Raw genomic sequence first — 23,160 nt, 5'->3', positions numbered from 1 at the left:
CATGCAAACCACTCCCCCAACCCCCACCGACGGCGCGAGCTCCTGGGTGTCGCGTTTCAACCTCTCGCAATGGGCGCTGGACCACCAGGCTTTCACGCGCTACCTGATGATCGTGCTGATGCTGCTGGGCGTGGCGGCCTACTTCCAACTCGGCCAGGACGAAGACCCGCCGTTCACCTTCCGCGCCATGGTGGTGCGGGCCTACTGGCCGGGCGCGACCGCCGAACAGGTGGCCGAGCAGGTGGCCGACCGGATCGAAAAGACGCTGCAGGAAGTGCCTTACGCGGACAAGATCCGCAGCTATTCCAAGCCGGGCGAAGCGCTCATCCTGTTCCAGCTCAAGGACTCCTCCCCGCCGGCCGAGGTGCCGCAGATCTGGTACACGGCGCGCAAGAAGGTGGGCGACATGCGCGGCACGCTGCCGCAGGGTGTGGCCGGGCCGTTCTTCAACGACGAGTTCGGCGACGTCTTCGGGGTCATCTACGCACTGCAGGGCGAGGGGTTTTCGCCGGCCGACAAGAAACAGGTGGCCGACCGGGTGCGCCAGAAACTGCTGCGCGTGAAAGACGTCAACAAGGTTGAACTCTTTGGCGCGCAGGACGAGAAGCTCTACGTTGAAATCTCGCACCAGCGCGTGGCCACCCTGGGGCTGGATATGCAGCAGGTGCTGGCCGCGCTGGGGCAGCAAAACGCCATCGAATCCGCCGGCACCGTGCAGGCGCCGCACGACGTGCTGCAGGTGCGCGTGGGTGGCGCCTTCCAGTCGGTGGAGCAACTGCGCGCCATGCCCATCCGCGCCGCCAACGGCACCCAGATCCGGCTCGGAGACATCGCCGACATCCACCTGGGCTACGTGGACCCGCCGCAGGTGATGGTGCGCCACAACGGCCAGGACAGCATCGCCCTGGGCATCTCCATGGCCAAGGGCGGCGACATCATCGCGCTGGGTGAGGCGCTCAAGCTGGCCGTGACCGACATCGAACGCGAGCTGCCCGCGGGCATGGCGCTGGTGCAGGTGCAGGACCAGCCGAGCGCGGTGACCAACTCGGTCAACGAGTTCGTCAAGGTGCTGATCGAGGCGGTGGTGATCGTGCTGGCGGTGAGCTTCCTGGCGCTGGGCCTGCACCGGCGCGCAGGGGGCCGGGGCCTGCGCAGCTTCGTGCTGGACGTGCGGCCCGGCCTGGTGGTGTTCATCACCATTCCGCTGGTGCTGGCCATCACCTTCCTGGCAATGCGGTACTGGAACATCGGCCTGCACAAGATCTCGCTGGGCTCGCTCATCATCGCGCTGGGCCTGCTGGTGGACGACGCCATCATCGCGGTGGAGATGATGGTGCGCAAACTGGAAGAGGGCTACAGCATGGCGCGGGCCGCGACCTTCACCTGGGACGCCACCGCCATGCCCATGCTCACCGGCACGCTGATCACGGCCACGGGTTTCCTGCCCATCGGCATGGCGAACTCGGCCGTGGGCGAATACACCTTCGCGATCTTCGCGGTGACGGTGATCGCGCTGGTGATCTCCTGGATCGTGGCGGTGATGTTCGTGCCCTACCTGGGCGTGCGCCTGCTCAAGGTCAAAGCCCATGTGGGGCCGGCGCACGAGGTGTTTGACGGGCCGTTCTATGTGCGCTTTCGGCGGTTGGTGAACTGGTGCGTGCAGCACCGCTGGATCACCATCGGCCTGACCATCGGCACCTTCGTGCTGGGCATCGTGGGCATGGGCCAGGTGCAGCAGCAGTTCTTCCCGGATTCGAGCCGTCCCGAAATCCTGGTGGACGTGTGGCTGCCCGAAGGCAGCAGCATCGCCACAAACGGCGAGGTCACGCGCCGCATCGAGGCCCGCATGACCGCCGAGCCCGGTGTCAAGAGCGTGAGCACCTGGGTGGGATCGGGTGTGCCGCGCTTTTACCTGCCGCTGGACCAGACCTTCCCGCAGACCAATGTGTCCCAGCTCATCGTATTGCCGCAGGACCTGAAGACGCGCGAGCGCCTGCGCCAGGCCCTGCCGGCCCTGCTGGCGACCGAATTCCCCGAGGTGCGCGGACGCGTCAAGCTGCTGCCCAACGGGCCCCCGGTGCCGTACCCGGTGCAGTTCCGCGTGGTCGGCGACGACCCGGCGGTGCTGCGTGGCCTGGCCGACGAGGTCAAGCAGGCGCTGCGCGACAACCCGCACACCCGGGGCGTGAACGACAACTGGAACGAGTCGGTCAAAGTGCTGCGTCTGGACGTGGACCAGGCCAAGGCGCGCGCGCTCGGGGTGTCCAGCGAGTCCATCGCGCAGGCCTCGCGCACCATCCTCAGTGGCAGCACGGTGGGCCAGTACCGCGATGGCGACAAGTTGATCGACATCGTGCTGCGCCAGCCGCTGCACGAGCGCGACGCCATCACCAGCCTGGGCAACGCCTACCTGCCCACGGCCAGCGGCAAGAGCATTCCGCTGCTGCAGATCGCGCGCCCGGTGTTTGGCTGGGAGCCCGGCGTGATCTGGCGCGAAAACCGCGACTTCGCCATCACGGTGCAGAGCGACGTGGTCGAAGGCCTGCAGGGGGCCACCGTCACGGCCGAGCTGCTGCCGCAGCTCAAGCAGATCGGCGAGGGCTGGACCCAGCGGGGCCTGAACGGCTACCGCGTGGAGGTGGCCGGCGCGGTGGAGGAAAGCAGCAAGGGTTCGTCGTCGATCGCCGCCGGCATTCCCATCATGCTGTTCATCACCTTCACGCTGCTGATGCTGCAGCTGCAGAGCTTCAGTCGCTCGTTGCTGGTGTTCCTGACCGGCCCGCTGGGCATGGCCGGCGTGGCCGGCGCGCTGCTGCTGCTGGGCCGGCCGTTCGGCTTCGTGGCCCTGCTCGGCGTGATCGCGCTCATGGGCATGATCCAGCGCAACTCGGTGATCCTGATCGACCAGATCGAGCAGGACCGCGCGCGTGGCGTGCCGGCCTGGGACGCGATCGTGGAGGCCGCCGTGCGTCGCGCGCGCCCCATCGTGCTGACCGCGGCCGCCGCCGTGCTGGCCATGATCCCGCTCTCGCGCAGCGTGTTCTGGGGCCCGATGGCGGTGGCCATCATGGGTGGCCTGATCGTGGCGACCGTGCTCACTCTGCTGGCGCTGCCGGCGATGTACGCGGCCTGGTTCCGCGTCCGGCGCGAAGAACCCCGCCCGGCCTGAGCAGCGCTGCGGCCGAGGTTCTGGACCCGCCATGCTTCTCGGGAGGCATGGCGGGTTTTTTTGGGGGGCCGGAGATCAAGGGATGGACATGATTCATTTGTTTCATTATCATTTTTATGATTCAAATGTTTCAAATTCATCGTCCTTCCCATGCCATACCGCCAGCTCACCCACCTGCTGGACCAACGCTTTGACGCCCTGAGCCCCGAACTGCAGCGCGCGGCGCGCTGGGTGCGCAAACACCCGGCCGAGCTGGGGCTGCAGTCGATGCGGCAGTCGGCCCAGGCGGCGAACGTGTCGCCCGCCACCATGACGCGCCTGGCCCAGGCGCTCGGGCTCGATGGCTTCGAGGCCATGCGCCGCCCGGCCATGGCGGCGTTCGCGCGCTCGGTGTCGCGCGCCCAGGCGCCGGTGGAACCCGGTGGCGCCGATGCTGCGGCCAGCCCGCTGGCCCGGGCGCAGCGGGCCAACGTGGCGTCCATCGGCGAACGCAACCCGGCGGGCCACCTGCTGGACGCGGCGGCGCGCATCCTGCGGGCGCGCCACGTGCTGTTCCTGGGGTTGCGTGCCAGTTTCGGCATCGCCTACCACCTGCACTACACCTGCGACTGGCTGCGCCCAGGCACCCAGCTGGCGACCGACCCGGGCGGTGCCTGGGCCGACCGGCTGGCCGCGCTCGGTGCCGATGATCTGCTGGTGGCCGTGAGCCAGGCGCCCTACACGGTGCTGACGGTGGATGCGGTGCTGCACGCCCAGGCCAGCGGGGTGCCGGTGCTGGCGCTGACCGACAGCGCCCTGTCGCCGCTGGCGCGGGCGGCCACGCAGACCCTGCTGTTCGACACCGCGTCGCCCGCGTTTTTCCATTCCATGACCGGCGCCCAGGCGCTGGCCGAGGCCTTGATGGACGCGGTGGCGCAGCAGGGTGGCGACGCCGTCGTGCAGCGCCTGGCGGCGCGCCAGCAGCAGTTGCAGGCGGCCCACGTCTACTGGGACAAGCCGGTTCGACCATCGCCTCCCGCCATGGGCCGGGCGACCGCCTGAAGCTCTTCAGCACCGTCTTTTCCAGCACACGGCCACTATGTCATGAACACGCTCTCATCTCCCGCCACCGTGGCGCAGGACGCCACCCATGTGTTCCACCGCCAATTGCGCCACGGCCTGCCCGTGGCGGTGAGCGGCCAGGGTATGACGCTCACCGACGCCAGCGGCAAGACCTACCTGGACGCATGCGGCGGCGCGGCCGTCTCTTGCCTGGGCCATGGCCATCCCGAGGTGCGGGCGGCGATGCACGCGCAGATCGATCGCCTGACCTACGCCCACACCAGCTTCTTCACCACCGGGGTGGCCGAGGAACTGGCCGACCTGCTGATCGACACCGCGCCCGCCGGCATGAGCCATGTGTATTTCGTGAGCGGCGGCTCCGAGGCGGTGGAGGCGGCGCTGAAGATGGCGCGCCAGTATTTCGTGGAGATCGGCCAACCCCAGCGCCGCCACTTCATCGCCCGGCGCCAGAGCTACCACGGCAACACCCTGGGCGCGCTGGCCGTGGGTGGCAACGCCTGGCGGCGCGAGCAGTTCCAGCCGCTGCTGATCGACGTGACGCACGTGGCGCCGTGCTACGAGTACCGCGACCGGCGAGCTGATGAGAGCGCCGAGCAGTACGGCCAGCGCCTGGTGGCCGAGTTGTCCGAGGCCATCGAACGCCTGGGGCCGCAGAACGTGATGGCCTTCGTGGCCGAGACCGTGGGTGGTGCCACGGCCGGCGTGCTCACGGCGGTGCCGGGTTATTTCAAGGGGGTGCGTGAACTCTGCGACCGCCACGGCATCCTGCTGATCCTGGACGAGGTGATGTGCGGCATGGGCCGCACCGGCACGCTGCACGCCTGTGAGCAGGAGGGCGTGGTGCCCGATCTGATGACCATCGCCAAAGGCCTGGGCGGCGGCTACCAGCCGATTGGCGCGGTGCTGGCGCAGGGCAGGGTGGTGGGGGCCTTTCGCCAGGGAAGCGGGCTGTTTCAGCATGGGCACACCTACCTCGGCCATGCGGTGGCCTGCGCCGCGGCGCTGGCGGTGCAGCGCGTGATCCAGCGCGACGGCCTGCTCGCGCAAGTGCGCGAGCGCGGGGCGGCGCTGCAGGCCTTGCTGCAACAGGCTTTCGCCGGGCATCCGCAGGTGGGCGACATCCGCGGGCGTGGCCTGTTCTGGGGCCTCGAACTGGTGGCCGAACGCGGCTCGAAGCGCTGGTTCGATCCCGCGCTCCGCTTGCATGCGCGGGTCAAGAGCGAGGCCATGGCCGGTGGCCTGATGGTCTACCCCATGGGCGGCACGGTGGACGGCCGCTGCGGCGACCACATCCTGCTGGCGCCCCCGTTCATTGCCAGCGAGGCCGATCTGGGCGAGATCGTCGAGCGCCTGCGCGCGGCGCTGGACCGGGCCGTGGCGGGCTGCGGTGCCGCGGCCCTTGCCCGATGAGCCGGATGGGTGAACCATCGGCATTGCTTCCACCATGGTTAAACCCGATGGGTACGCTGTGCCCGCCGGGGCAGCCTTTGTCTTTGTTCGTCGCGAGTCCTTCCGCCCGGTGATCCGAACCGGTCGGGACATCCACCTGGGCCACAAGCCTTTTTTTGTTTCATCACCCAAGGAGTCCGCATGCAAACCCGTCTGACATTCCCCGCATCCCGTCTCTCGCTCGTGGCCGTCGCCATGGCGCTGTCGGCCCCCCTGGGTGCCGTGCACGCCCAGCAGAAGTTCATGACCATCGGCACCGGCGGCGTGACCGGCGTGTACTACGCGGCTGGCGGCGCCATCTGCCGCCTGGTCAACAAGGACCGCGCCAAACACGGCTTTCGCTGCTCGGTGGAATCCACGGGCGGCTCCGTGGTGAACATCAACACCATCAAAGCCGGTGAGCTCGACTTCGGCGTGTCGCAGTCGGACGTGCAGTACAACGCCTTCAACGGCACCAAGCAGTTCGAGAAAGACGGCAAACACACCGACCTGCGCGCGGTGTTCTCCATCCACCCCGAGCCCTTTACCGTGCTCTCGCGCAAGGAAGCCAACATCGCCAAGTTCGACGATCTGAAGGGCAAGCGCTTCAACATCGGCAACCCCGGCTCGGGCACCCGCGCGGCCATGGACGAACTGCTCACCGCCATGGGCTGGAAGACCTCCGACTTCGGCCTGGCCGCCGAGCTCAAGGCCGACGAACACGGCGCCGCCCTGTGCGACAACAAGATCGACGCCTTCTTCTACGGTGTGGGCCACCCCAGCGCCAACATCCAGGACCCGATCACCACCTGCGGCGCCAAGCTGGTGCCCCTGACCGGCCCGGCTGTGGACAAACTGGTCAAGGCCAACAGCTACTACGCCAAGGTCAACATTCCCGGCGGCCTGTACGCCGGACACCCGAACCCGACGCCCACCTACGGCGTGCTCGCCTCGTTCGTGACCTCGTCCAAGGTGCCTGATGCGGCGGTGTACGAACTGGTCAAGGCCGTGTTCGAGAACTTCGAGGAGTTCAAGAAGCTGCACCCCGCCTTCGTCGCGCTCGATCCCAAAAGCATGATCAAGGATGGCCTGTCGGCTCCGCTGCACCCCGGTGCGGTGAAGTACTACAAGGAAAAAGGCTGGATGTGAGGCCCGCCCGAGGGCCGAGGTCTTGAGCAGCTGACGCGCGCCAAAGAACGCTGACACGTCAGCGTTCTTTGGTGTCGCCATCCATCGACAGTGGAGGAACCCATGAACACACCCACCGCCCCCGATGTGGACGTCAACCAGCTGGTGGCCGACACCGACACGGGCGGCCGCGCACCCGGCCCCTGGGTGAGCCGCCTGCTGTTGTACCTGGCGCTGGCCTGGTCGCTGTTCCAGCTCTGGATCGCCTCGCCGCTGCCGTTCAGCCTGGGTGTCCTGGTGTTCAACGACACCGAGACCCGCGCCATCCACCTCGCGTTCGCGGTTTTCCTGTCCTACATGGCCTATCCGGCGTTCAGGCGTTCGCCGCGGGACCATGTGCCGCTGATCGACTGGGCGCTGGCTTTCGTGGGGGCGTTCTGCGCGTCCTATCTGTTCCTGTTCTACAGCGAGCTCGCGACCCGGCCCGGCCAGCCGACCCAGATGGACGTCATCACCGCCGCGGTGGGCATGGCGCTACTGCTCGAAGCCACGCGGCGCGTGCTGGGGCTGCCCATGGTGATCGTGGCGCTGGTGTTCCTGATCTACACCTTTGGCGGGCCCTACATGCCCGACATGATCGCGCACCGGGGCTTCTCGCTGAACCGCGCCATGAGCCACCAGTGGCTGACCACCGAGGGTGTGTTCGGCGTGGCGCTGGGCGTGTCCAGCAGCTTCATCTTCCTGTTCGTACTGTTCGGCGCGCTGCTGGACAAGGCGGGGGCGGGCAACTATTTCATCAAGTCGGCCTTTGCGCTGCTGGGCCACATGCGGGGCGGGCCCGCCAAGGCGGCGGTGCTGTCCTCGGCAGCCACCGGCATCATCTCGGGCTCGTCAATCGCCAACGTGGTGACCACCGGGACCTTCACCATTCCGCTCATGAAGCGGGTGGGCTACCGCGCCGACCAGGCCGGCGCGGTGGAGGTGTCGAGCTCGGTCAACGGCCAGATCATGCCGCCAGTGATGGGGGCGGCCGCCTTCCTGATGGTGGAGTACGTGGGCATTCCCTACATCGAGGTCATGAAGCACGCCTTCCTGCCGGCCATCATTTCCTACATCGCACTGCTGTACATCGTGCACCTGGAAGCGCTCAAGGCCAACATGGTCGGCCTGCCGCGGCGCAACCCGGGCACCCATGGGTCACGGCTGCTGGCCTTCGCTCTCACGGTCGCCGGCTTCCTGGCGCTCTCGGGCGCGGTGTACTGGGGCATCGGCTGGATCAAGTCCGTGGCCGGCGACGCCGCGATCTGGATCGTGGGGGCGGGCCTACTGGCCGCTTACGTGGGCCTGTTGTGGTTCGGGGCGAGGCAGCCGGTGCTGGAACTCGACGACCCGAACGCCCCAGTGTTCGAACTGCCCGAGACCGCCCCCACCGTGAAGTCGGGCCTGCACTACCTGCTGGCGGTGGTGGTGCTGATCTGGTGCCTGATGGTCGAACAGATGTCGCCCGGTCTTTCGGCCTTCTGGGCCACGCTGTTCATGATCTTCGTGATGCTCACGCAAAAGCCCATCTCCGCCGCGTTCCGCGGGCATGGTGGTCTGGCGCAGGCGACCCGGCAGGGTTTTGCCGACCTGATCGACGGCCTGGCCACGGGCGCTCGCAACATGATCGGCATCGGGGTGGCCACGGCCGCGGCTGGCATCATCGTGGGCACGGTGTCGCTCACCGGCGTGGGCCTGGTCATGACCGAACTGGTGGAACTGCTCTCGGGCGGCAACCTCATGCTCATGCTGGTGCTGGTGGCACTCATCAGCCTGATCCTGGGCATGGGGCTGCCCACCACGGCCAACTACATCGTGGTCTCCACGCTGATGGCCCCGGTCGTGGTGGAGCTGGGCGCGCAGAGCGGCCTGATCGTGCCGCTGATCGCCGTTCACCTGTTCGTGTTCTATTTCGGCCTCATGGCCGACGTGACGCCGCCCGTGGGGCTGGCCTCGTTCGCGGCCGCCGCCATCGCGCGCGCCGACCCCATCAAGACCGGCATCACGGCCTTCGCCTACAGCATGCGCACGGCCATCCTGCCCTTTCTCTTCATCTTCAACACCCAGTTGCTGCTGATGGGGTTGACCGGGCCGTTCCACCTGATCCTCACGGTGGTCAGCGCCACCGTGGCCATGCTGGTGTTCGCCGCCGCCACACAGGGCCATTTCCTGGTTCGTTCGCGCTGGTACGAAACCGCAGCGCTGCTGCTCATCACATTCACCCTGTTCCGCCCCGGCTACTGGTGGGACATGGTCTACCCGCCCTACAACGAGGTGCCGGCGGCGCAGATGAGCCGCCTGATCGAAGAGGCGCCCGCCAACGCGGCCAAGCGCCTCTGGATCGAAGGGACCAACCTCAACGGCGATGACGTTCGCAAAGGCGTGCTGCTGCCGCTGGGAGCGCCCGCATCCGCCCGCGAGCGGCTGGCCAGCGCTGGCGTGAGCGTGGTTGCGCAGGGGGATGAGCTGTTGATCTCGGGGGTGAAGTTCGGCAGCGCGGCCGAGAAGCTGGGTATCGAACAGGGCTTTCGCATCGTGTCCGCCGAGGTGCCGGCCGAGCGCCCGGCCAAGGAATGGCTGTTCCTGCCAGCGCTGGCACTGCTGTTGCTGGTCATGGGCCTGCAGCGCCTGCGCCTGCCCCGCAAGGCAGGGGTTGGAGCCGCTGCCGGGAGCCGTGCGTGACCCGTCTGGCGCTGATCCACGCGCTGTCGCATTCGGTCGCGCCGATCAACGACGAGCTGGAACGCGCCTGGCCCGAGGCGGTACGCATGAACCTGCTGGACGACAGCCTGTCGGCCGATCTGGCCCGCGACGGTGGGGGGCTGGACGAGGCCATGCACCGGCGGTTCGAGGCGCTCGCGGCCTATGCCGAGGGCACCGGGGCGCAGGCCATCCTGTTCACCTGCTCGGCGTTCGGCCCTTGCATTGAGGCGGTGGCGGCGCGCCGGCCACACATGCCGGTGCTCAAACCGAACGAGGCCATGGTGGACGAGGCGGTGGGTCTGGGCCGGCGCATCGGGTTGATCGCCTCGTTCGCACCCACCCTGGTGTCCATGCCGCCCGAGTTCCCGGAAAGGGTCGAACTCGTGACCCGTCTCGCCGAGGGCGCGCTGGACGCACTGAACCGGGGGGACCTTGCCGGGCATGACCAGCGGGTCGTCGAGGCCGCGCAATGGCTGGCCGGGCAGGGTTGCGACCTGATCGCGCTGGCCCAGTTCAGCATGGCGCGCGCCCAGCCGGTGGTGCAACGGGCGGTGGGGTTGCCGGTGCTCACCACACCGGGCAGCGCCGTGCGGGCATTGCGCCAACGGCTCGGGGCCTGAATCCTCCGGGCCCGGGAGCTGCAGCGGCTACAATCTAAGGTTGCCGTGAAGCAGACGACCCGGTGCACAAGGTGAGCAAAGCCCTGTGACCGGGCCGCATGACATGAAGGCGCGCGGGTGGCGAAATTGGTAGACGCACCAGGTTTAGGTCCTGACGCCAGCAATGGTGTGGGGGTTCGAGTCCCCCCCCGCGCACCACAGCTCAGACAGACGCATTTCCACCGGTGAGCCAGACAGGCTGGTTGACCGACTTCCCTTTTGGAGAAAACCATGACCGTGACCGTTGAAACCCTGGAAAAGCTTGAGCGCAAGATCACGCTGACGCTGCCAGCCAATGTCATCCAGACCGAGGTGACCAACCGCCTCAAGCGTGTGGCGCGCGACGTCAAGATGGACGGCTTCCGTCCGGGCAAGGTGCCGATGAACGTGGTGGCCCAGCGTTATGGCTACTCGGTGCACTACGAAGTCATGAACGAAAAGGTGGGCGAGGCGTTTGCCGTGGCCGCCAACGAAGCCAAGCTGCGCGTGGCCGGTCAGCCCAAGATCACCGAAAAGGAAGAAGCGCCCGAAGGCCAGCTGGCCTTTGATGCGGTCTTCGAGGTGTACCCGGAAGTCAAGATCGAAGACCTGTCCACCGCCGAGATCGAAAAAGTGTCGGCCGAAGTGACCGATGCCGCCATCGACCGCACGCTGGACATCTTGCGCAAGCAGCGCCGCACCTTCGCGCAGCGCGCGCAGGACCAGGCCGCCCAGGACGGCGACCGCGTCACCATCGACTTTGCCGGCAAGATCGACGGCGAAGCCTTTGAAGGTGGCAAGGCCGAAGGCTTCCAGTTCATCGTCGGCGACGGCCAGATGCTCAAGGAATTCGAAGACGCCGTGCGCGGCATGAAGTCCGGCGAGTCCAAGACCTTCCCGCTGGCCTTTCCCGAGGACTACCACGGCAAGGACGTGGCCGGCAAGACGGCCGACTTCCTGGTAACGGTCAACAAGATCGAAGCCGCCCATCTGCCCGAAGTGGACGAGGCCCTGGCCAAGTCGCTTGGCATCGCCGACGGCACGGTGGACGGCCTGCGTGCCGACATCAAGAAGAACCTGGAGCGTGAGGTCAAGTTCCGTCTGCTGTCCCGCAACAAGCAGGCCGTGATGGACGCGCTGGTGGCCAAGGCCGAACTGGACCTGCCCAAGTCGGTGGTGCAGTCCGAACTCGACCGCCTGATCGAAGGCGCCCGTGCCGACCTCAAGCAGCGCGGTGTGAAAGACGCCGACAAGGCGCCGATCCCCGAAGAGCTGTTCCGTCCGCAGGCCGAGCGCCGCGTGCGCCTGGGCCTCGTGGTGGCCGAGCTGGTCCGCGCCAACGAATTGCACGCCAAGCCCGAGCAGCTCAAGGCCCATATCGAAGAGCTGGCCGCCTCCTATGAGAAGCCCGCCGACGTGGTGCGCTGGTACACCGGCGACAACCGCCGCATGGCCGAAGTCGAAGGCATCGTGGTCGAGAACAACGTGACCGAATTCGTGTTGTCCAAGGCCAAGGTCACCGAGAAGGCGATCAGCTTCGACGAACTGATGGGCCAGGCCTGAACGGTTCTCCCCTCTGGGATCGGTCGCGCGACTTTGGTCGCCGTCCGGGACAATGGGGTGTGAAAAAAGGGCGGAGAAATCCGCCCTTTTTCATGCCCGCCCGCTTGCCTTTTTCGTCGGGCACGCCATATGCATGACTGGGCCATGCCCGCAACCGTGTGGCGGGTTTGGCGGGTTGGTTACAGTAGTGGCATGGCGATACATCAATACATGGAGAAACGCATGAGCGCAATGGATATTCAAGGCTTGGGCATGGTGCCCATGGTGATCGAACAGTCGGGTCGCGGCGAACGCGCCTACGACATCTATTCGCGCCTGCTCAAGGAGCGCGTCATCTTTCTGGTGGGCCCGGTCAACGACCAGTCGGCCAACCTGGTGGTGGCCCAGTTGCTGTTCCTGGAAAGCGAAAACCCGGACAAGGACATTTCCTTCTACATCAACTCGCCCGGTGGATCGGTGAGCGCCGGCATGGCGATCTTCGACACCATGAACTTCATCAAGTCCGACGTGTCCACGCTGTGCATCGGCATGGCCGCGAGCATGGGCGCTTTCCTGCTGGCCGCGGGTGCCAAGGGCAAGCGCTTTGCGCTGCCCAACTCCAAGGTCATGATCCACCAGCCGCTGGGCGGCACCCAGGGTCAGGCCACCGAGATCGAGATCCATGCCCGCGAAATCCTGAAAACGCGCGAGCAACTCAACAAGATCCTGGCCGAACGCACCGGCCAGCCGCTGGAAAAGATCGAGCGCGACACCGAACGCGACTACTACCTGTCGGCGGCCGAGTCGGCCGAATACGGGCTGATCGACAAGGTCATCGACAAGCGCCCGGGGGCAGCCTCCTGATGTTTCTGGAGCGGGGCGGTACGGGTTTGTGTCCCCTGGTCTGGCAGACCGGCACCGATTCGGCCCCCTTTTCCAGCGTTTGGCCCCTGGCGGGCTTGAACTATCATTGTTGTCATTGAACTCCCCTCGTATTCCGGAACCCCAGACCCATGGCCGACAAAAAAGCCACCTCCAGTGAAAAGGCGCTCTACTGCTCGTTTTGCGGTAAGAGCCAGCACGAGGTCAAGAAGCTGATCGCCGGCCCCTCGGTGTTCATTTGCGACGAGTGCATCGACCTGTGCAACGACATCATCCGCGACGAGCTGCCCGGCCTGGAGTCGGTCAAGGCCTCCGGGGATGACGTGCCCACGCCCGCCGAACTCAAGAGCAATCTCGACAACTACGTGATCGGGCAGGAAGGCGCCAAACGTGCGCTGGCGGTGGCGGTGTACAACCACTACAAGCGCCTGCGCCACAAGCAGAACGCCCGCAAGGACGATGTGGAACTGGCCAAGAGCAACATCCTGCTGATCGGCCCCACCGGTTCGGGCAAGACGCTGCTGGCCCAGACCATGGCGCGCATGCTCAATGTGCCCTTCGTCATGGCCGACGCCACCACGCTGACCGAAGCCGGTTATGTGGGCGAAGACGTGGAAAACATCGTGGCCAAGCTGCTGCAGAGCTGCAACTACGACGTCGAACGCGCGCAGCAGGGCATCGTCTACATCGATGAGATCGACAAGATCACCCGCAAGTCCGACAACCCGTCCATCACCCGCGACGTGTCGGGCGAGGGTGTGCAGCAGGCCCTGCTCAAACTCATCGAAGGCACCATGGCATCGGTGCCACCCCAGGGCGGACGCAAACACCCGAACCAGGATTTCCTGCAGGTCGACACGACCAACATTCTGTTCATCTGTGGTGGTGCTTTCGCCGGGCTGGAGAAGATCATTGAAAACCGTACCGAGGCCTCGGGCATTGGTTTCGGTGCCGTGGTCAAAAGCAAGAAGCAGCGTAGCCTGACCGAGGCGTTCAAGGAAATCGAGCCCGAGGATCTGATCAAGTTTGGTCTGATCCCGGAGCTCGTGGGGCGTGTGCCGGTGATCGCTGCGCTGTCCGAACTCAGCGAGGATGCGCTGGTCGAGATCCTGACCGAACCCAAGAACGCCGTGGTCAAACAGTTTTCGCGGCTGCTGTCCATGGAAGGTGCTGAACTGGAAGTGCGTCCGGCGGCGCTCAAGGCGATTGCCCGCAAGGCGCTGGCGCGCAAGACCGGCGCCCGTGGCCTGCGCTCGATACTGGAAAACGCGCTGATCGACACCATGTTTGATCTGCCAAGCATGAGCAATGTGGAGAAGGTGGTGGTGGACGAGTCCACCATCGAAGAGAACAAGCCACCGCTGCTGGTGTACCGCGAAGCGGCCAAGCAGGCTTGAACGCTGCCTGCACGCGATGCGAGTGCGTGCCGAAGTTGACGATGCGTCCGGTTGATATCGCCCGCATCAACCCCATCTGCCCATTTTGTTGAGGTTGAGAAATGTCCGGACAAACCCCCCTAACTAGCACACCGGTTGAACTGCCCCTGTTGCCCCTGCGCGACGTGGTGGTGTTCCCGCACATGGTGATCCCCTTGTTCGTGGGGCGCCCGAAGAGCATCAAGGCCCTTGAGGCCGCGATGGAGGCCGAGCGCCGCATCATGCTGGTGGCGCAGAAGGCCGCCGCCAAGGACGAGCCGTCGACCGACGACATGTTCGAGATGGGGTGCGTCGCCACCATCCTGCAGATGCTCAAGCTGCCCGACGGCACGGTGAAGGTGTTGGTTGAAGGCGTGCAGCGCGCCAAGGTGCTGTCGATCAGCGATGGCGAGAGCCATTTTGTCGCCAGCGTCCAGCCGGTGGACCCGGCGGTGGAGCGTGCCGACATGCAGTCCACCGAACTGGAAGCGCTACGCCGCGCGGTGATGCAGCAGTTTGACCAATACGTCAAACTCAACAAGAAGATCCCGTCGGAAATCCTGACCTCGATCTCCAGCATCGACGATCCCGGTCGCCTGGCCGACACCATCGCGGCCCACTTGCCGCTCAAGCTCGAATCCAAACAGGTGGTGCTGGATCTGGATCTTGTCAACAAGCGGCTGGAAAACCTGTTCGAACAGCTGGAACGCGAGGTTGACATTCTCAATGTCGACAAGAAGATCCGCGGCCGCGTCAAGCGCCAGATGGAGAAGAACCAGCGCGACTTCTACCTGAACGAACAGGTCAAGGCGATCCAGAAGGAACTCGGTGAAGGCGAAGAGGGTGCCGACATCGAAGAGATCGAGAAGAAGATCAAGGCCGCCAAGATGCCCGCCGAGGCGCGCAAGAAGGCAGATGCCGAGTTCAAGAAGCTCAAGCTGATGTCGCCCATGTCGGCCGAGGCCACCGTGGTGCGCAACTATATTGATGCCCTGGTCGCTTTGCCGTGGAGCAAGAAGACCAAGATCAAACACGACCTGGCGCATGCCGAAGTGGTGCTCAACGAGGATCACTACGGTCTGGACAAGGTCAAGGATCGCATCCTCGAGTACCTCGCGGTGCAACAGCGCGTGGACAAGGTCAAGGCGCCCATCCTGTGTCTGGTGGGCCCTCCCGGCGTGGGCAAGACCTCGCTGGGCCAATCGGTCGCCAAAGCCACGGGCCGCAAATACGTGCGCATGGCCCTGGGGGGCATGCGTGACGAGGCGGAGATCCGCGGCCACCGCCGCACTTACATTGGCGCCATGCCGGGCAAGGTGCTGCAAAGTCTGTCCAAGATCGGCACGCGCAATCCGCTGTTCCTGCTCGACGAGATCGACAAACTCGGGACCGATTTCCGGGGCGATCCTTCGAGCGCGCTGTTGGAGGTGCTGGATCCTGAGCAGAACCACACCTTCGGTGATCACTACGTCGAGGTGGACTTTGATCTGTCCGACGTGATGTTTGTCGCCACCTCGAACTCGATGAACATCCCGCCAGCGCTGCTGGACCGCATGGAGGTGATTCGCCTGTCGGGTTACACCGAGGACGAAAAAACCAACATCGCCATTCGCTACCTGTTGCCCAAGCAGCTGAAGAACAACGGGATTCGCGAGGGTGAGTTGGAGGTGCGTGAAGACGCCGTGCGCGACATCGTGCGTTACTACACCCGTGAGGCGGGTGTGCGTTCGCTCGAACGCGAACTCTCCAAGATCTGCCGCAAGGTGGTCAAGGGCGTTCTGCTCAAGAAGTACACCCCCACGGTGGTGGTGGACGCCGAGAACCTCAGTGAATTCCTGGGTGTGCGCAAGTACAACTATGGGCGAGCCGAAGCGCAGAACCAGGTGGGGCAGGTCGTGGGCCTGGCCTGGACCGAGGTCGGTGGCGATCTGCTGACCATCGAAGTGGCGATCATGCCCGGCAAGGGCGTGATCACGCGGACCGGTTCGCTGGGTGACGTGATGAAGGAGTCGGTGGAGGCGGCGCGCACGGTGGTGCGTAGTCGTGCGCGCTCACTCGGCATCAAGGACGAACAGTTCGACAAGCGCGACATCCACATCCACGTGCCCGATGGCGCCACGCCCAAGGACGGACCGAGCGCTGGAGCGGCCATGACCACGGCGCTGGTGTCGTCGCTCACAGGCATTCCCGTGCGTGCCGACGTGGCCATGACAGGGGAGATCACCTTGCGCGGTGAAGTCACCGCGATCGGTGGCCTGAAGGAGAAGCTGCTGGCGGCTTTGCGTGGCGGCATCAAGACCGTGATCATTCCGGAGGAAAACGTGAAGGATCTGGCCGAGATTCCCGACAATGTGAAGCAGGGCTTGGAGATCGTTCCCGTCAAATGGATCGACAAGGTGCTGGCCATTGCGCTGGAGCGCCAGCCGGTTCCTCTGACCGACGAAGAGGTGGCTGCACAGGTGGCTGCCGCGTCCGTACGCCCGGCGGCGCCCGCGCCCGATGCCGTGAAACACTGAGTCAAAAAATTTGCGGGGGCTTGAAAAGAGGCGTTTTTCTGCGCTAGAATTCCAGCTTCTGACAAACATCAGAAACATGCGGGAATAGCTCAGTTGGTAGAGCGCAACCTTGCCAAGGTTGAGGTCGCGAGTTCGAGTCTCGTTTCCCGCTCCAGTATTGAAAAAGGGAAGCCCAGCTTCCCTTTTTTGTCAGTTGTGAAGGGCTGGTTTTTCCTGTCGTTCGCATGGGGCGCGATAGCAAATCGGTTATGCAACGGATTGCAAATCCGTCTAGCCCGGTTCGACTCCGGGTCGCGCCTCCAGTCACTGACAGGCAGCAGAGATAGTGCGGGAATAGCTCAGTTGGTAGAGCGCAACCTTGCCAAGGTTGAGGTCGCGAGTTCGAGTCTCGTTTCCCGCTCCAGTATTGAAAAAGGGAAGCCCAGGCTTCCCTTTTTTCATTTCGTGACGCCTCTCCTCATACTCTTTTGGGGGCGCTGTGTGGCCAGTGGCTTGTGCAGCAGGGGCTTCGGTCCAACCTGCGACAATCAAACGCCGCCTCGATGGTGAAATTGGTAGACACAGCGGACTTAAAATCCGCCGCTTTCCCGTGAGGGGGCGTACCGGTTCGACCCCGGTTCGAGGCACCAGGCCCTAGGATTTTTCCGGTTTCGCCGGTACAGTGAGTTTCCATGACCCGATACAACGCGCCCTTCGAAATCCATGTGCATGGGGATGTGCCCCTGCGTGAGGATGTGGAGTTCGGCCAGATCCAGGAGGCGCTCAAACCTCTGTGGCAATACGCAGGCGCTCGCTCGCTGGCGGCCGCTGCGGAGAGCACCTATGAAGACGAACCGGGCATCCGCTTCGATGCTGCAACCCATGTGTTGCAGATGTGCTGGACGGTCCCGGGCGACGAGGACTTCCGTCAGGTGATCGAAGAGGCCTGCATGGGGCTCAATGAAATTGCCTCGGCAGGCGCGCCACTGGAGGTGTCGTTCTACGATGCCGAGTTCGACGAGGAAGATGACGCCTCGGAAGAAGAGGCGCGCGACGATTTCATGATGTGTTTCGTGGGCCCCACGCCGGCGGCCATCATGCAGGTGCAGCGGGACTTGCTGGTGCAGGACGTGATCCACGTCATGGAGCGCCATTTCGACGCGGCTGAGCTCGCGGATGTGGTCGGAGCCATCGACAAGCTTTTCACTGAGCGTTTTGATGCCTTGGTCAATTCCATGCAGTTGGGCAAACCACCGAGGGGGCACGGAGGCTCCTCCGGCCACGGAGGTCCGCGCAAGCCGCGCCATCTGCACTGATGGTGAACCCCATGCGGCTCTTCGTGGGCCGCGACTAGACTGCATGACGGGGCGGTCGCCGACCGCCAACTGACCGGAGCGGCGGTGATGGCCCTGTTTTCTTCCGAATCCCTGAACCCGGGCGTGCGCAAGCGCGAGGTGTTTGGCTGGGCAATGTACGATTTCGCCAATTCCGGCTACACCACCGTGGTGCTCACGGCGGTTTTCGCGGCCTACTTCGTGGGTTCTGTCGCAGGCGGGGCGGACTGGGCCACATTCGCCTGGACCTTGGCCTTGAGCGCGTCGCACGCGGTGGTCATGTTCACGATCCCCGCGCTCGGGGCGTGGGCTGACCGGCATGCCGCCAAAAAGCGTTTGCTGTTGCTCACAACGGTGGGCTGTGTGCTGGCGACCGCGGCGCTGGCCCTGGTCGGCCCCGGCGCGGTGGTGCTGGGCATGCTGCTCGTCATGGTTTCCAACGTGTTCTTTGCCTGGGGCGAATCGCTGATCGCGGCATTTCTACCCGAGTTGGCGCGCCCGTCGGCCATGGGCAGGGTCAGCGGCTGGGGTTGGAGTTTCGGCTACCTGGGGGGCATGCTGGCGCTGGGTCTGAGCCTGGCCTATGTGATCTGGGCGCAAGCCCAGGGACAGCCGGCGGGGCAGTTCGTGCCGGTCACCATGTTGATCACGGCGGGCATCTTTGCGGTGGCCTCGGTTTTCACCACGGTCTTGTTGCGCGAGCGCGCCCAGGCGACTGCCGGGGCTGGTGGTGTTTCTGGTATCAAGGCTTCGCTGCGGCAATTGGGTGACACCTTGCGCCATGCCCGCAACTACCGCGACTTCATGTGGTTGCTCGGTTGTGCTGCGGCCTACCAGGGTGGCGTGGCGGTGACGATCACGCTCGCCGCAATCTACGCGGAGCAGGTGATCGGCTTCGTGCAGCAGGAGACCATGGTGTTGATCTTCGTGCTCAACATCGCCGCTGCGCTGGGCGCTTTTGCGTTTGGTTACTGGCAGGACCGGCTGGGTCACAAGCTGGCCCTGGGCATCACCCTGGTGGGCTGGATGGCGACGTGCATCATCGCGGCCCTCACCACCACCAAGGGTGGTTTCTGGTACGCCGCCGCCATCGCCGGGCTGTGCATGGGGTCGAGCCAATCATCGGGCCGGGCGATGGCCGGCATGCTGGCGCCTCCCAGGCAATTGGCCGAGTTCTACGGTCTGTGGACCTTCGCCACCCGGTTGGCCAGCATCATCGGGCCTCTGAGCTATGGCGCGATCACCTGGGCCACCGGGGGCAATCAGCGGCTGGCCATCGGGTTCACGGCGCTGCTGTTTTTGCTGGGGCTTGTGTTGCTGCTGCCCGTGAACATGGAGCGGGGGCGCCGGGCCGTGTTGTCGGATCCTCGCCTGGCGAACGCCTGACCCTGCGTCGCCAGCGGGTTACTCGCCTGATCAGACGTTCATGTGGCCGGCGCCAACCTGTGTCCCAAGCCAACGCGCCGCGGCGTGCGCCAGCGGTGCCGGGTCGCCGGTGGACAACAGCGTGATCTGCGGTGTACCGGTCTCCGGGCTGGTGGCCCCGGGCAGTCCCAGCACAGCCCGCGTGCGGCGTGCGACCGGAGCGCCGGTTTCGATCAGGTGCACAGAGGGTCCCGCCAGCGACTGCAGGATGTCGGCCGCGAACGGGTAGTGTGTGCAGCCCAGTACCAGGGTGTCCATGGGGTCCTGGGTGTTGGCGGTGGCGTGCACCGCGTCCAGATAGCGTGCGCACAAGAACCTTGTGGCGGGTTCGTCGCCTCGCTCGATCGCGTCGGCGAGGCCATCGCAGGCCTGGCAGTTGAAGTGCAGCGTGCGACCGGATTCGGACTCGACCCTGGCCCGCAGCCGTGCAAAGCGCTCACTTTCGACCGTGCCGCGCGTGGCGAGCACGCCGATATGCCCGGTCCGGCTGATGGCGGCAGCGGGTTTCAGAGCAGGTTCCACGCCAACGATGGGCCAGTCGGGGTGCTGCTGGCGCAGGGATTCGATGGCCAGGGCGGTGGCTGTGTTGCAGGCCACCACCAAGGCATCGACCCCATGGTCCTCACGCAGACGTGCCGTGATGCGCTGGGCGCGCTCTGCGACCTGTTGAGCGCTGCGCTCACCGTAAGGAGCGTGTGCCCCGTCGGCCAGGTAGACGTAGTGCGCGTCCGGCATTTCGGCCAGCAGGGCGCGCAGCACGCTCAGGCCGCCCACCCCGCTGTCAAAGACACCGATGGTCTTCAAGCGGCGGCCACCGCGATACCTTTGAATTCGCCCAAGGCAATGCGCTTGCTCCACTCGGCCGGACCGGTGATGTGGGCGCTGGTGCCACCCGCGTCCACGGCCACGGTGACCGGCATGTCGACCACGTCGAATTCGTAGATGGCTTCCATGCCCAGGTCGGCAAAGCCCACCACCTTGGCCGTCTTGATGGCCTTGGAGACGAGGTAGGCGGCACCGCCCACGGCCATGAGGTAGGCCGACTGGTGCTTCTTGATGGCCTCGATGGCGACTGGGCCGCGCTCGGCCTTGCCAACCATGGCGATCAGGCCGGTTTGTGCCAGCATCATCTCGGTGAAGCCGTCCATGCGGGTGGCGGTGGTGGGGCCGGCCGGGCCGACCGCTTCGCCCTTGACCGGGTCGACCGGGCCGACGTAGTAGATGACGCGGTTGGTGAAGTCCACCGGCAGCGGTTCGCCCTTGGCCAGCATGTCCTGGATGCGCTTGTGAGCGGCGTCGCGGCCGGTGAGCATCTTGCCGTTGAGCAGCAGGGTCTGACCGGGTTTCCAGCTGGCCACGTCGGCCGGGGTCAGTGTGTTGAGGTCCACACGCTGGCTCTTCTGGGTGTCGGGCGTCCAGTCCACGTTGGGCCACAGATCCAGGCTGGGCGGATCGATGTAGACCGGGCCGCTGCCGTCGAGCACGAAATGGGCATGGCGCGTGGCGGCGCAGTTGGGGATCATGGCCACCGGCTTGCTGGCCGCGTGGGTGGGGTACATCTTGATCTTGACGTCGAGCACGGTGGTGAGGCCACCGAGGCCCTGCGCTCCGATGCCCAGTGCGTTGACCTTGTCAAACAGCTCCAGGCGCATTTCTTCGACCTTGCTGAGCTTCTCGCCCTTGGCGGCCTTCGCCTGCAGTTCGTACATGTCCAGGTCGTCCATCAGGCTTTCCTTGGCCATCAGCACGGCCTTTTCGGCGGTGCCGCCGATGCCGATGCCCAGCATGCCCGGCGGGCACCAGCCGGCGCCCATGGTGGGCACGGTTTTCAGCACCCAGTCAACGACGTTGTCGCCCGGGTTGAGCATGACCATCTTGGACTTGTTTTCCGAACCGCCGCCCTTGGCGGCCACGGTCACTTCCACCGTGTTGCCGGGCACGATCTCGGTGAAGATCACGGCAGGGGTGTTGTCCTTGGTGTTCTTGCGGTCGAACTGCGGGTCGGCCACCACGCTGGCGCGCAGCGTGTTGTCGGGGTGGTTGTAGCCGCGGCGCACGCCTTCGTTGATGGCGTCGTCCAGGCTGCCGCTGAAACCTTCCCAGCGCACGTCCATGCCCACCTTCAGGAACACGTTGACGATGCCGGTGTCCTGGCAGATCGGGCGGTGGCCCGTGGCGCTCATCTTGCTGTTGGTCAGGATCTGGGCGATCGCATCCTTGGCGGCAGCGCTCTGCTCGCGTTCGTAGGCGCGGGCCAGGTGGGCGATGTAGTCGGCCGGATGGTAGTAACTGATGTACTGCAGCGCGGCTGCGACGGATTCGATCAGGTCGTTCTGACGGATGCTCGTGGTCATGGCGTGGGCTTGTGGTTGACGTGGAGAAAGGGTGCCGCGGTGGTTGGGCGGCGCAATGTCTGCTACGGTGAGCGCAACCCCTTATTTTGACAGGTTGAACTCTGTCACCGGCTGACACCAGGAGGCACACATGGACACCCGCATCGAGCACGACACCATGGGCTCCATTGCCGTTCCGGCGGAGCGCCTGTGGGGCGCGCAGACGCAGCGCTCCCTGCAGCATTTCGACATCTCGGGCGAGCGCATGCCGCGTGAACTGATCCGTGCGCTGGTCCGGGTCAAGCGGGCCTGCGCCGTGGTGAACCAGCGTCTGGCCGGTCTTGCGCCCGACAAGGCTCAAGCCATCCAGACCGCGGCCGACGAGGTGATCGGCGGGCGGTGGGATGCCGAGTTCCCGCTGGTGATCTGGCAGACCGGCTCGGGCACGCAGACCAACATGAACGCCAACGAGGTGCTGGCCAACCGCGCCAGTGAGCTGTTGGGCGGCACGCGTGGCGAGGGGCGGCTGGTGCACCCGAACGACGACGTCAACCGCAGTCAGTCGTCCAACGATGTGTTCCCCACCGCGATGCACCTGGCGGCGGTGGAAGGGCTGGTGCGATCCTTGCTGCCCGCGCTGAGTGGCTTGCGCGACACCCTGGCAGCGAAAGCCGTGTCGTTCGATGGCATCGTGAAGATCGGGCGGACCCATTTGCAGGACGCCACACCGCTCACTCTGGGGCAGGAGGTGTCCGGCTGGGCGGCGCAACTGGCGCACGCCGAGCGGCACATCCGGGCCGCGCTACCGCACCTGTGCGAACTGGCGTTGGGCGGCACGGCTGTGGGGACCGGCCTGAACGCGCCCGCGGGATTCGACGCGGCCATCGCCGCCGAGCTGGCCCGGGACACCGGCTTGCCGCTGATCACCGCACCCAACAAGTTCGAGGCGTTGGCCAGTTGCGATGGGCTAGTGCACGCGCATGGCGCCCTCAAGGGGCTGGCCGCGAGCCTGATGAAGATCGCCAACGATGTGCGCTGGCTCGCCAGCGGACCGCGCAGTGGGCTGGGGGAACTGTCGATTCCCGAAAACGAACCCGGCTCGTCCATCATGCCCGGCAAGGTCAACCCCACGCAGTGCGAGGCGCTCACCATGTTGTGCTGCCAGGTGATGGGCAACGACGTGGCCATCAACATGGGCGGAGCCTCGGGCAACTTCGAACTCAACGTGTTCCGGCCCATGGTGGCGCACAACTTCCTGCAGAGCGTGCGCCTGCTGGCCGACGGCATGGCCAGCTTCAACACCCATTGCGCGCTCGGTATCGCGCCGAACATCGAGCGTATCGGTGAATTGGTGGAGCAGTCGTTGATGCTGGTGACCGCGCTCAACACCCACATCGGCTACGACCGGGCCGCCGAGATCGCGAAGAAGGCGCACCGGGACGGGACGACGCTGCGCGAGGCCGCACTGGCGTCGGGGCATGTGAGTGGTGAGCAGTTCGACCAGTGGGTGGTGCCGGGCGAGATGACCGGTCGTTGATGTTGCGCGGGCACTGGAACGCAAAAAGCG

The 23,160-nt window shown here is 65.4% G+C and carries 15 protein-coding genes and 5 tRNA genes; 18 read left to right on the top strand and 2 right to left on the bottom strand.

The window, feature by feature from the left end:
- Position 1 precedes the first annotated feature (1 nt).
- The 17 genes from HTA01S_RS22770 (at position 2) to HTA01S_RS22690 (ending at position 19,221) form a co-directional block, all read left to right on the top strand.
- On the top strand, positions 2–3,169 hold the full coding sequence (locus HTA01S_RS22770) for an efflux RND transporter permease subunit (protein ID WP_068175630.1): 3,168 nt from the start codon (positions 2–4) through the stop codon (positions 3,167–3,169).
- A gap of 150 nt (positions 3,170–3,319) precedes the next feature.
- Positions 3,320–4,210, top strand: coding sequence for a MurR/RpiR family transcriptional regulator (locus tag HTA01S_RS22765; RefSeq protein ID WP_068175627.1), 891 nt, complete (start codon positions 3,320–3,322; stop codon positions 4,208–4,210).
- Positions 4,211–4,252: 42 nt separating this feature from the next.
- Positions 4,253–5,641, top strand: coding sequence for an aspartate aminotransferase family protein (locus HTA01S_RS22760; RefSeq protein WP_068175624.1), 1,389 nt, complete (start codon positions 4,253–4,255; stop codon positions 5,639–5,641).
- 180 nt (positions 5,642–5,821) lie between these two features.
- The gene (locus HTA01S_RS22755; RefSeq protein WP_068175621.1) at positions 5,822–6,808 is read left to right on the top strand and encodes a TAXI family TRAP transporter solute-binding subunit; all 987 of its coding nucleotides are present in this window, start codon (positions 5,822–5,824) and stop codon (positions 6,806–6,808) included.
- 102 nt (positions 6,809–6,910) lie between these two features.
- Complete coding sequence (locus HTA01S_RS22750; RefSeq protein WP_068175617.1) at positions 6,911–9,508, top strand: TRAP transporter permease; 2,598 nt, start codon at positions 6,911–6,913, stop codon at positions 9,506–9,508.
- The gene (locus HTA01S_RS22745) at positions 9,505–10,149 is read left to right on the top strand and encodes an aspartate/glutamate racemase family protein (RefSeq protein WP_068175614.1); all 645 of its coding nucleotides are present in this window, start codon (positions 9,505–9,507) and stop codon (positions 10,147–10,149) included. The genes HTA01S_RS22750 and HTA01S_RS22745 overlap by 4 nt, the downstream gene beginning before the upstream one ends.
- Before the next feature lie 111 nt (positions 10,150–10,260).
- Positions 10,261–10,347 (top strand) — tRNA-Leu (locus HTA01S_RS22740).
- A 72-nt stretch (positions 10,348–10,419) separates the two neighbouring features.
- The gene (tig, locus tag HTA01S_RS22735) at positions 10,420–11,730 is read left to right on the top strand and encodes a trigger factor (protein WP_068175611.1); all 1,311 of its coding nucleotides are present in this window, start codon (positions 10,420–10,422) and stop codon (positions 11,728–11,730) included.
- A gap of 222 nt (positions 11,731–11,952) precedes the next feature.
- The gene (clpP, locus tag HTA01S_RS22730) at positions 11,953–12,573 is read left to right on the top strand and encodes an ATP-dependent Clp endopeptidase proteolytic subunit ClpP (RefSeq protein ID WP_068175607.1); all 621 of its coding nucleotides are present in this window, start codon (positions 11,953–11,955) and stop codon (positions 12,571–12,573) included.
- 149 nt (positions 12,574–12,722) lie between these two features.
- Positions 12,723–13,988: an ATP-dependent Clp protease ATP-binding subunit ClpX gene (gene clpX, locus HTA01S_RS22725; RefSeq protein WP_068175604.1), complete on the top strand. Its 1,266-nt coding sequence runs from the start codon at positions 12,723–12,725 to the stop codon at positions 13,986–13,988.
- Between the two features lie 101 nt (positions 13,989–14,089).
- Positions 14,090–16,522: an endopeptidase La gene (gene lon / locus HTA01S_RS22720; RefSeq protein ID WP_068175602.1), complete on the top strand. Its 2,433-nt coding sequence runs from the start codon at positions 14,090–14,092 to the stop codon at positions 16,520–16,522.
- A gap of 78 nt (positions 16,523–16,600) precedes the next feature.
- Positions 16,601–16,676, top strand: a tRNA-Gly gene (locus HTA01S_RS22715).
- 74 nt (positions 16,677–16,750) lie between these two features.
- Positions 16,751–16,824, top strand: a tRNA-Cys gene (locus tag HTA01S_RS22710).
- Between the two features lie 25 nt (positions 16,825–16,849).
- Positions 16,850–16,925: transfer RNA gene (locus HTA01S_RS22705), tRNA-Gly, on the top strand.
- A gap of 133 nt (positions 16,926–17,058) precedes the next feature.
- A tRNA-Leu gene (locus tag HTA01S_RS22700) sits at positions 17,059–17,151 on the top strand.
- 42 nt (positions 17,152–17,193) lie between these two features.
- Positions 17,194–17,817, top strand: coding sequence for a DUF6806 family protein (locus HTA01S_RS22695; protein WP_068175596.1), 624 nt, complete (start codon positions 17,194–17,196; stop codon positions 17,815–17,817).
- Positions 17,818–17,904: 87 nt separating this feature from the next.
- Complete coding sequence (locus tag HTA01S_RS22690; RefSeq protein ID WP_068175592.1) at positions 17,905–19,221, top strand: MFS transporter; 1,317 nt, start codon at positions 17,905–17,907, stop codon at positions 19,219–19,221.
- A 30-nt stretch (positions 19,222–19,251) separates the two neighbouring features.
- Here HTA01S_RS22690 and murI read toward each other — a convergent pair whose 3' ends face one another.
- Together murI and HTA01S_RS22680 are read right to left on the bottom strand one after the other, a co-directional pair.
- Positions 19,252–20,064, bottom strand: coding sequence for a glutamate racemase (gene murI / locus HTA01S_RS22685; RefSeq protein WP_068175588.1), 813 nt, complete (start codon positions 20,062–20,064; stop codon positions 19,252–19,254).
- Positions 20,061–21,614, bottom strand: coding sequence for a fumarate hydratase (locus HTA01S_RS22680; protein WP_068175574.1), 1,554 nt, complete (start codon positions 21,612–21,614; stop codon positions 20,061–20,063). Before HTA01S_RS22680 ends, murI begins: the two co-directional genes overlap by 4 nt.
- A 130-nt stretch (positions 21,615–21,744) precedes the next feature.
- On the opposite strand from HTA01S_RS22680, the gene fumC reads away from it, so the two are divergent.
- Positions 21,745–23,130, top strand: coding sequence for a class II fumarate hydratase (gene fumC, locus HTA01S_RS22675; protein WP_068175572.1), 1,386 nt, complete (start codon positions 21,745–21,747; stop codon positions 23,128–23,130).
- The last annotated feature ends 30 nt before the right edge of the window (positions 23,131–23,160 follow it).

Origin of the sequence: Hydrogenophaga taeniospiralis CCUG 15921, assembly GCF_001592305.1 — a bacterium.
Lineage (GTDB): Bacteria > Pseudomonadota > Gammaproteobacteria > Burkholderiales > Burkholderiaceae_C > Hydrogenophaga > Hydrogenophaga taeniospiralis.
The sequence above is the reverse complement of the archived record's forward strand: the minus strand, read 5'-3'. Positions and strand labels throughout refer to the sequence as shown.

Bases quoted from the DNA above. Each gene is read 5' to 3' on its own strand.
- clpX (WP_068175604.1), top strand. From the start codon at position 12,723: ATGGCCGACAAAAAAGCCACCTCCAGTGAAAAGGCGCTCTACTGCTCG.
- HTA01S_RS22760 (WP_068175624.1), top strand. From the start codon at position 4,253: ATGAACACGCTCTCATCTCCCGCCACCGTGGCGCAGGACGCCACCCAT.
- HTA01S_RS22680 (WP_068175574.1), bottom strand. From the start codon at position 21,614: ATGACCACGAGCATCCGTCAGAACGACCTGATCGAATCCGTCGCAGCC.
- HTA01S_RS22750 (WP_068175617.1), top strand. From the start codon at position 6,911: ATGAACACACCCACCGCCCCCGATGTGGACGTCAACCAGCTGGTGGCC.
- fumC (WP_068175572.1), top strand. From the start codon at position 21,745: ATGGACACCCGCATCGAGCACGACACCATGGGCTCCATTGCCGTTCCG.
- HTA01S_RS22690 (WP_068175592.1), top strand. From the start codon at position 17,905: ATGGCCCTGTTTTCTTCCGAATCCCTGAACCCGGGCGTGCGCAAGCGC.
- HTA01S_RS22770 (WP_068175630.1), top strand. From the start codon at position 2: ATGCAAACCACTCCCCCAACCCCCACCGACGGCGCGAGCTCCTGGGTG.
- HTA01S_RS22765 (WP_068175627.1), top strand. From the start codon at position 3,320: ATGCCATACCGCCAGCTCACCCACCTGCTGGACCAACGCTTTGACGCC.
- HTA01S_RS22755 (WP_068175621.1), top strand. From the start codon at position 5,822: ATGCAAACCCGTCTGACATTCCCCGCATCCCGTCTCTCGCTCGTGGCC.
- clpP (WP_068175607.1), top strand. From the start codon at position 11,953: ATGAGCGCAATGGATATTCAAGGCTTGGGCATGGTGCCCATGGTGATC.
- tig (WP_068175611.1), top strand. From the start codon at position 10,420: ATGACCGTGACCGTTGAAACCCTGGAAAAGCTTGAGCGCAAGATCACG.
- lon (WP_068175602.1), top strand. From the start codon at position 14,090: ATGTCCGGACAAACCCCCCTAACTAGCACACCGGTTGAACTGCCCCTG.
- HTA01S_RS22695 (WP_068175596.1), top strand. From the start codon at position 17,194: ATGACCCGATACAACGCGCCCTTCGAAATCCATGTGCATGGGGATGTG.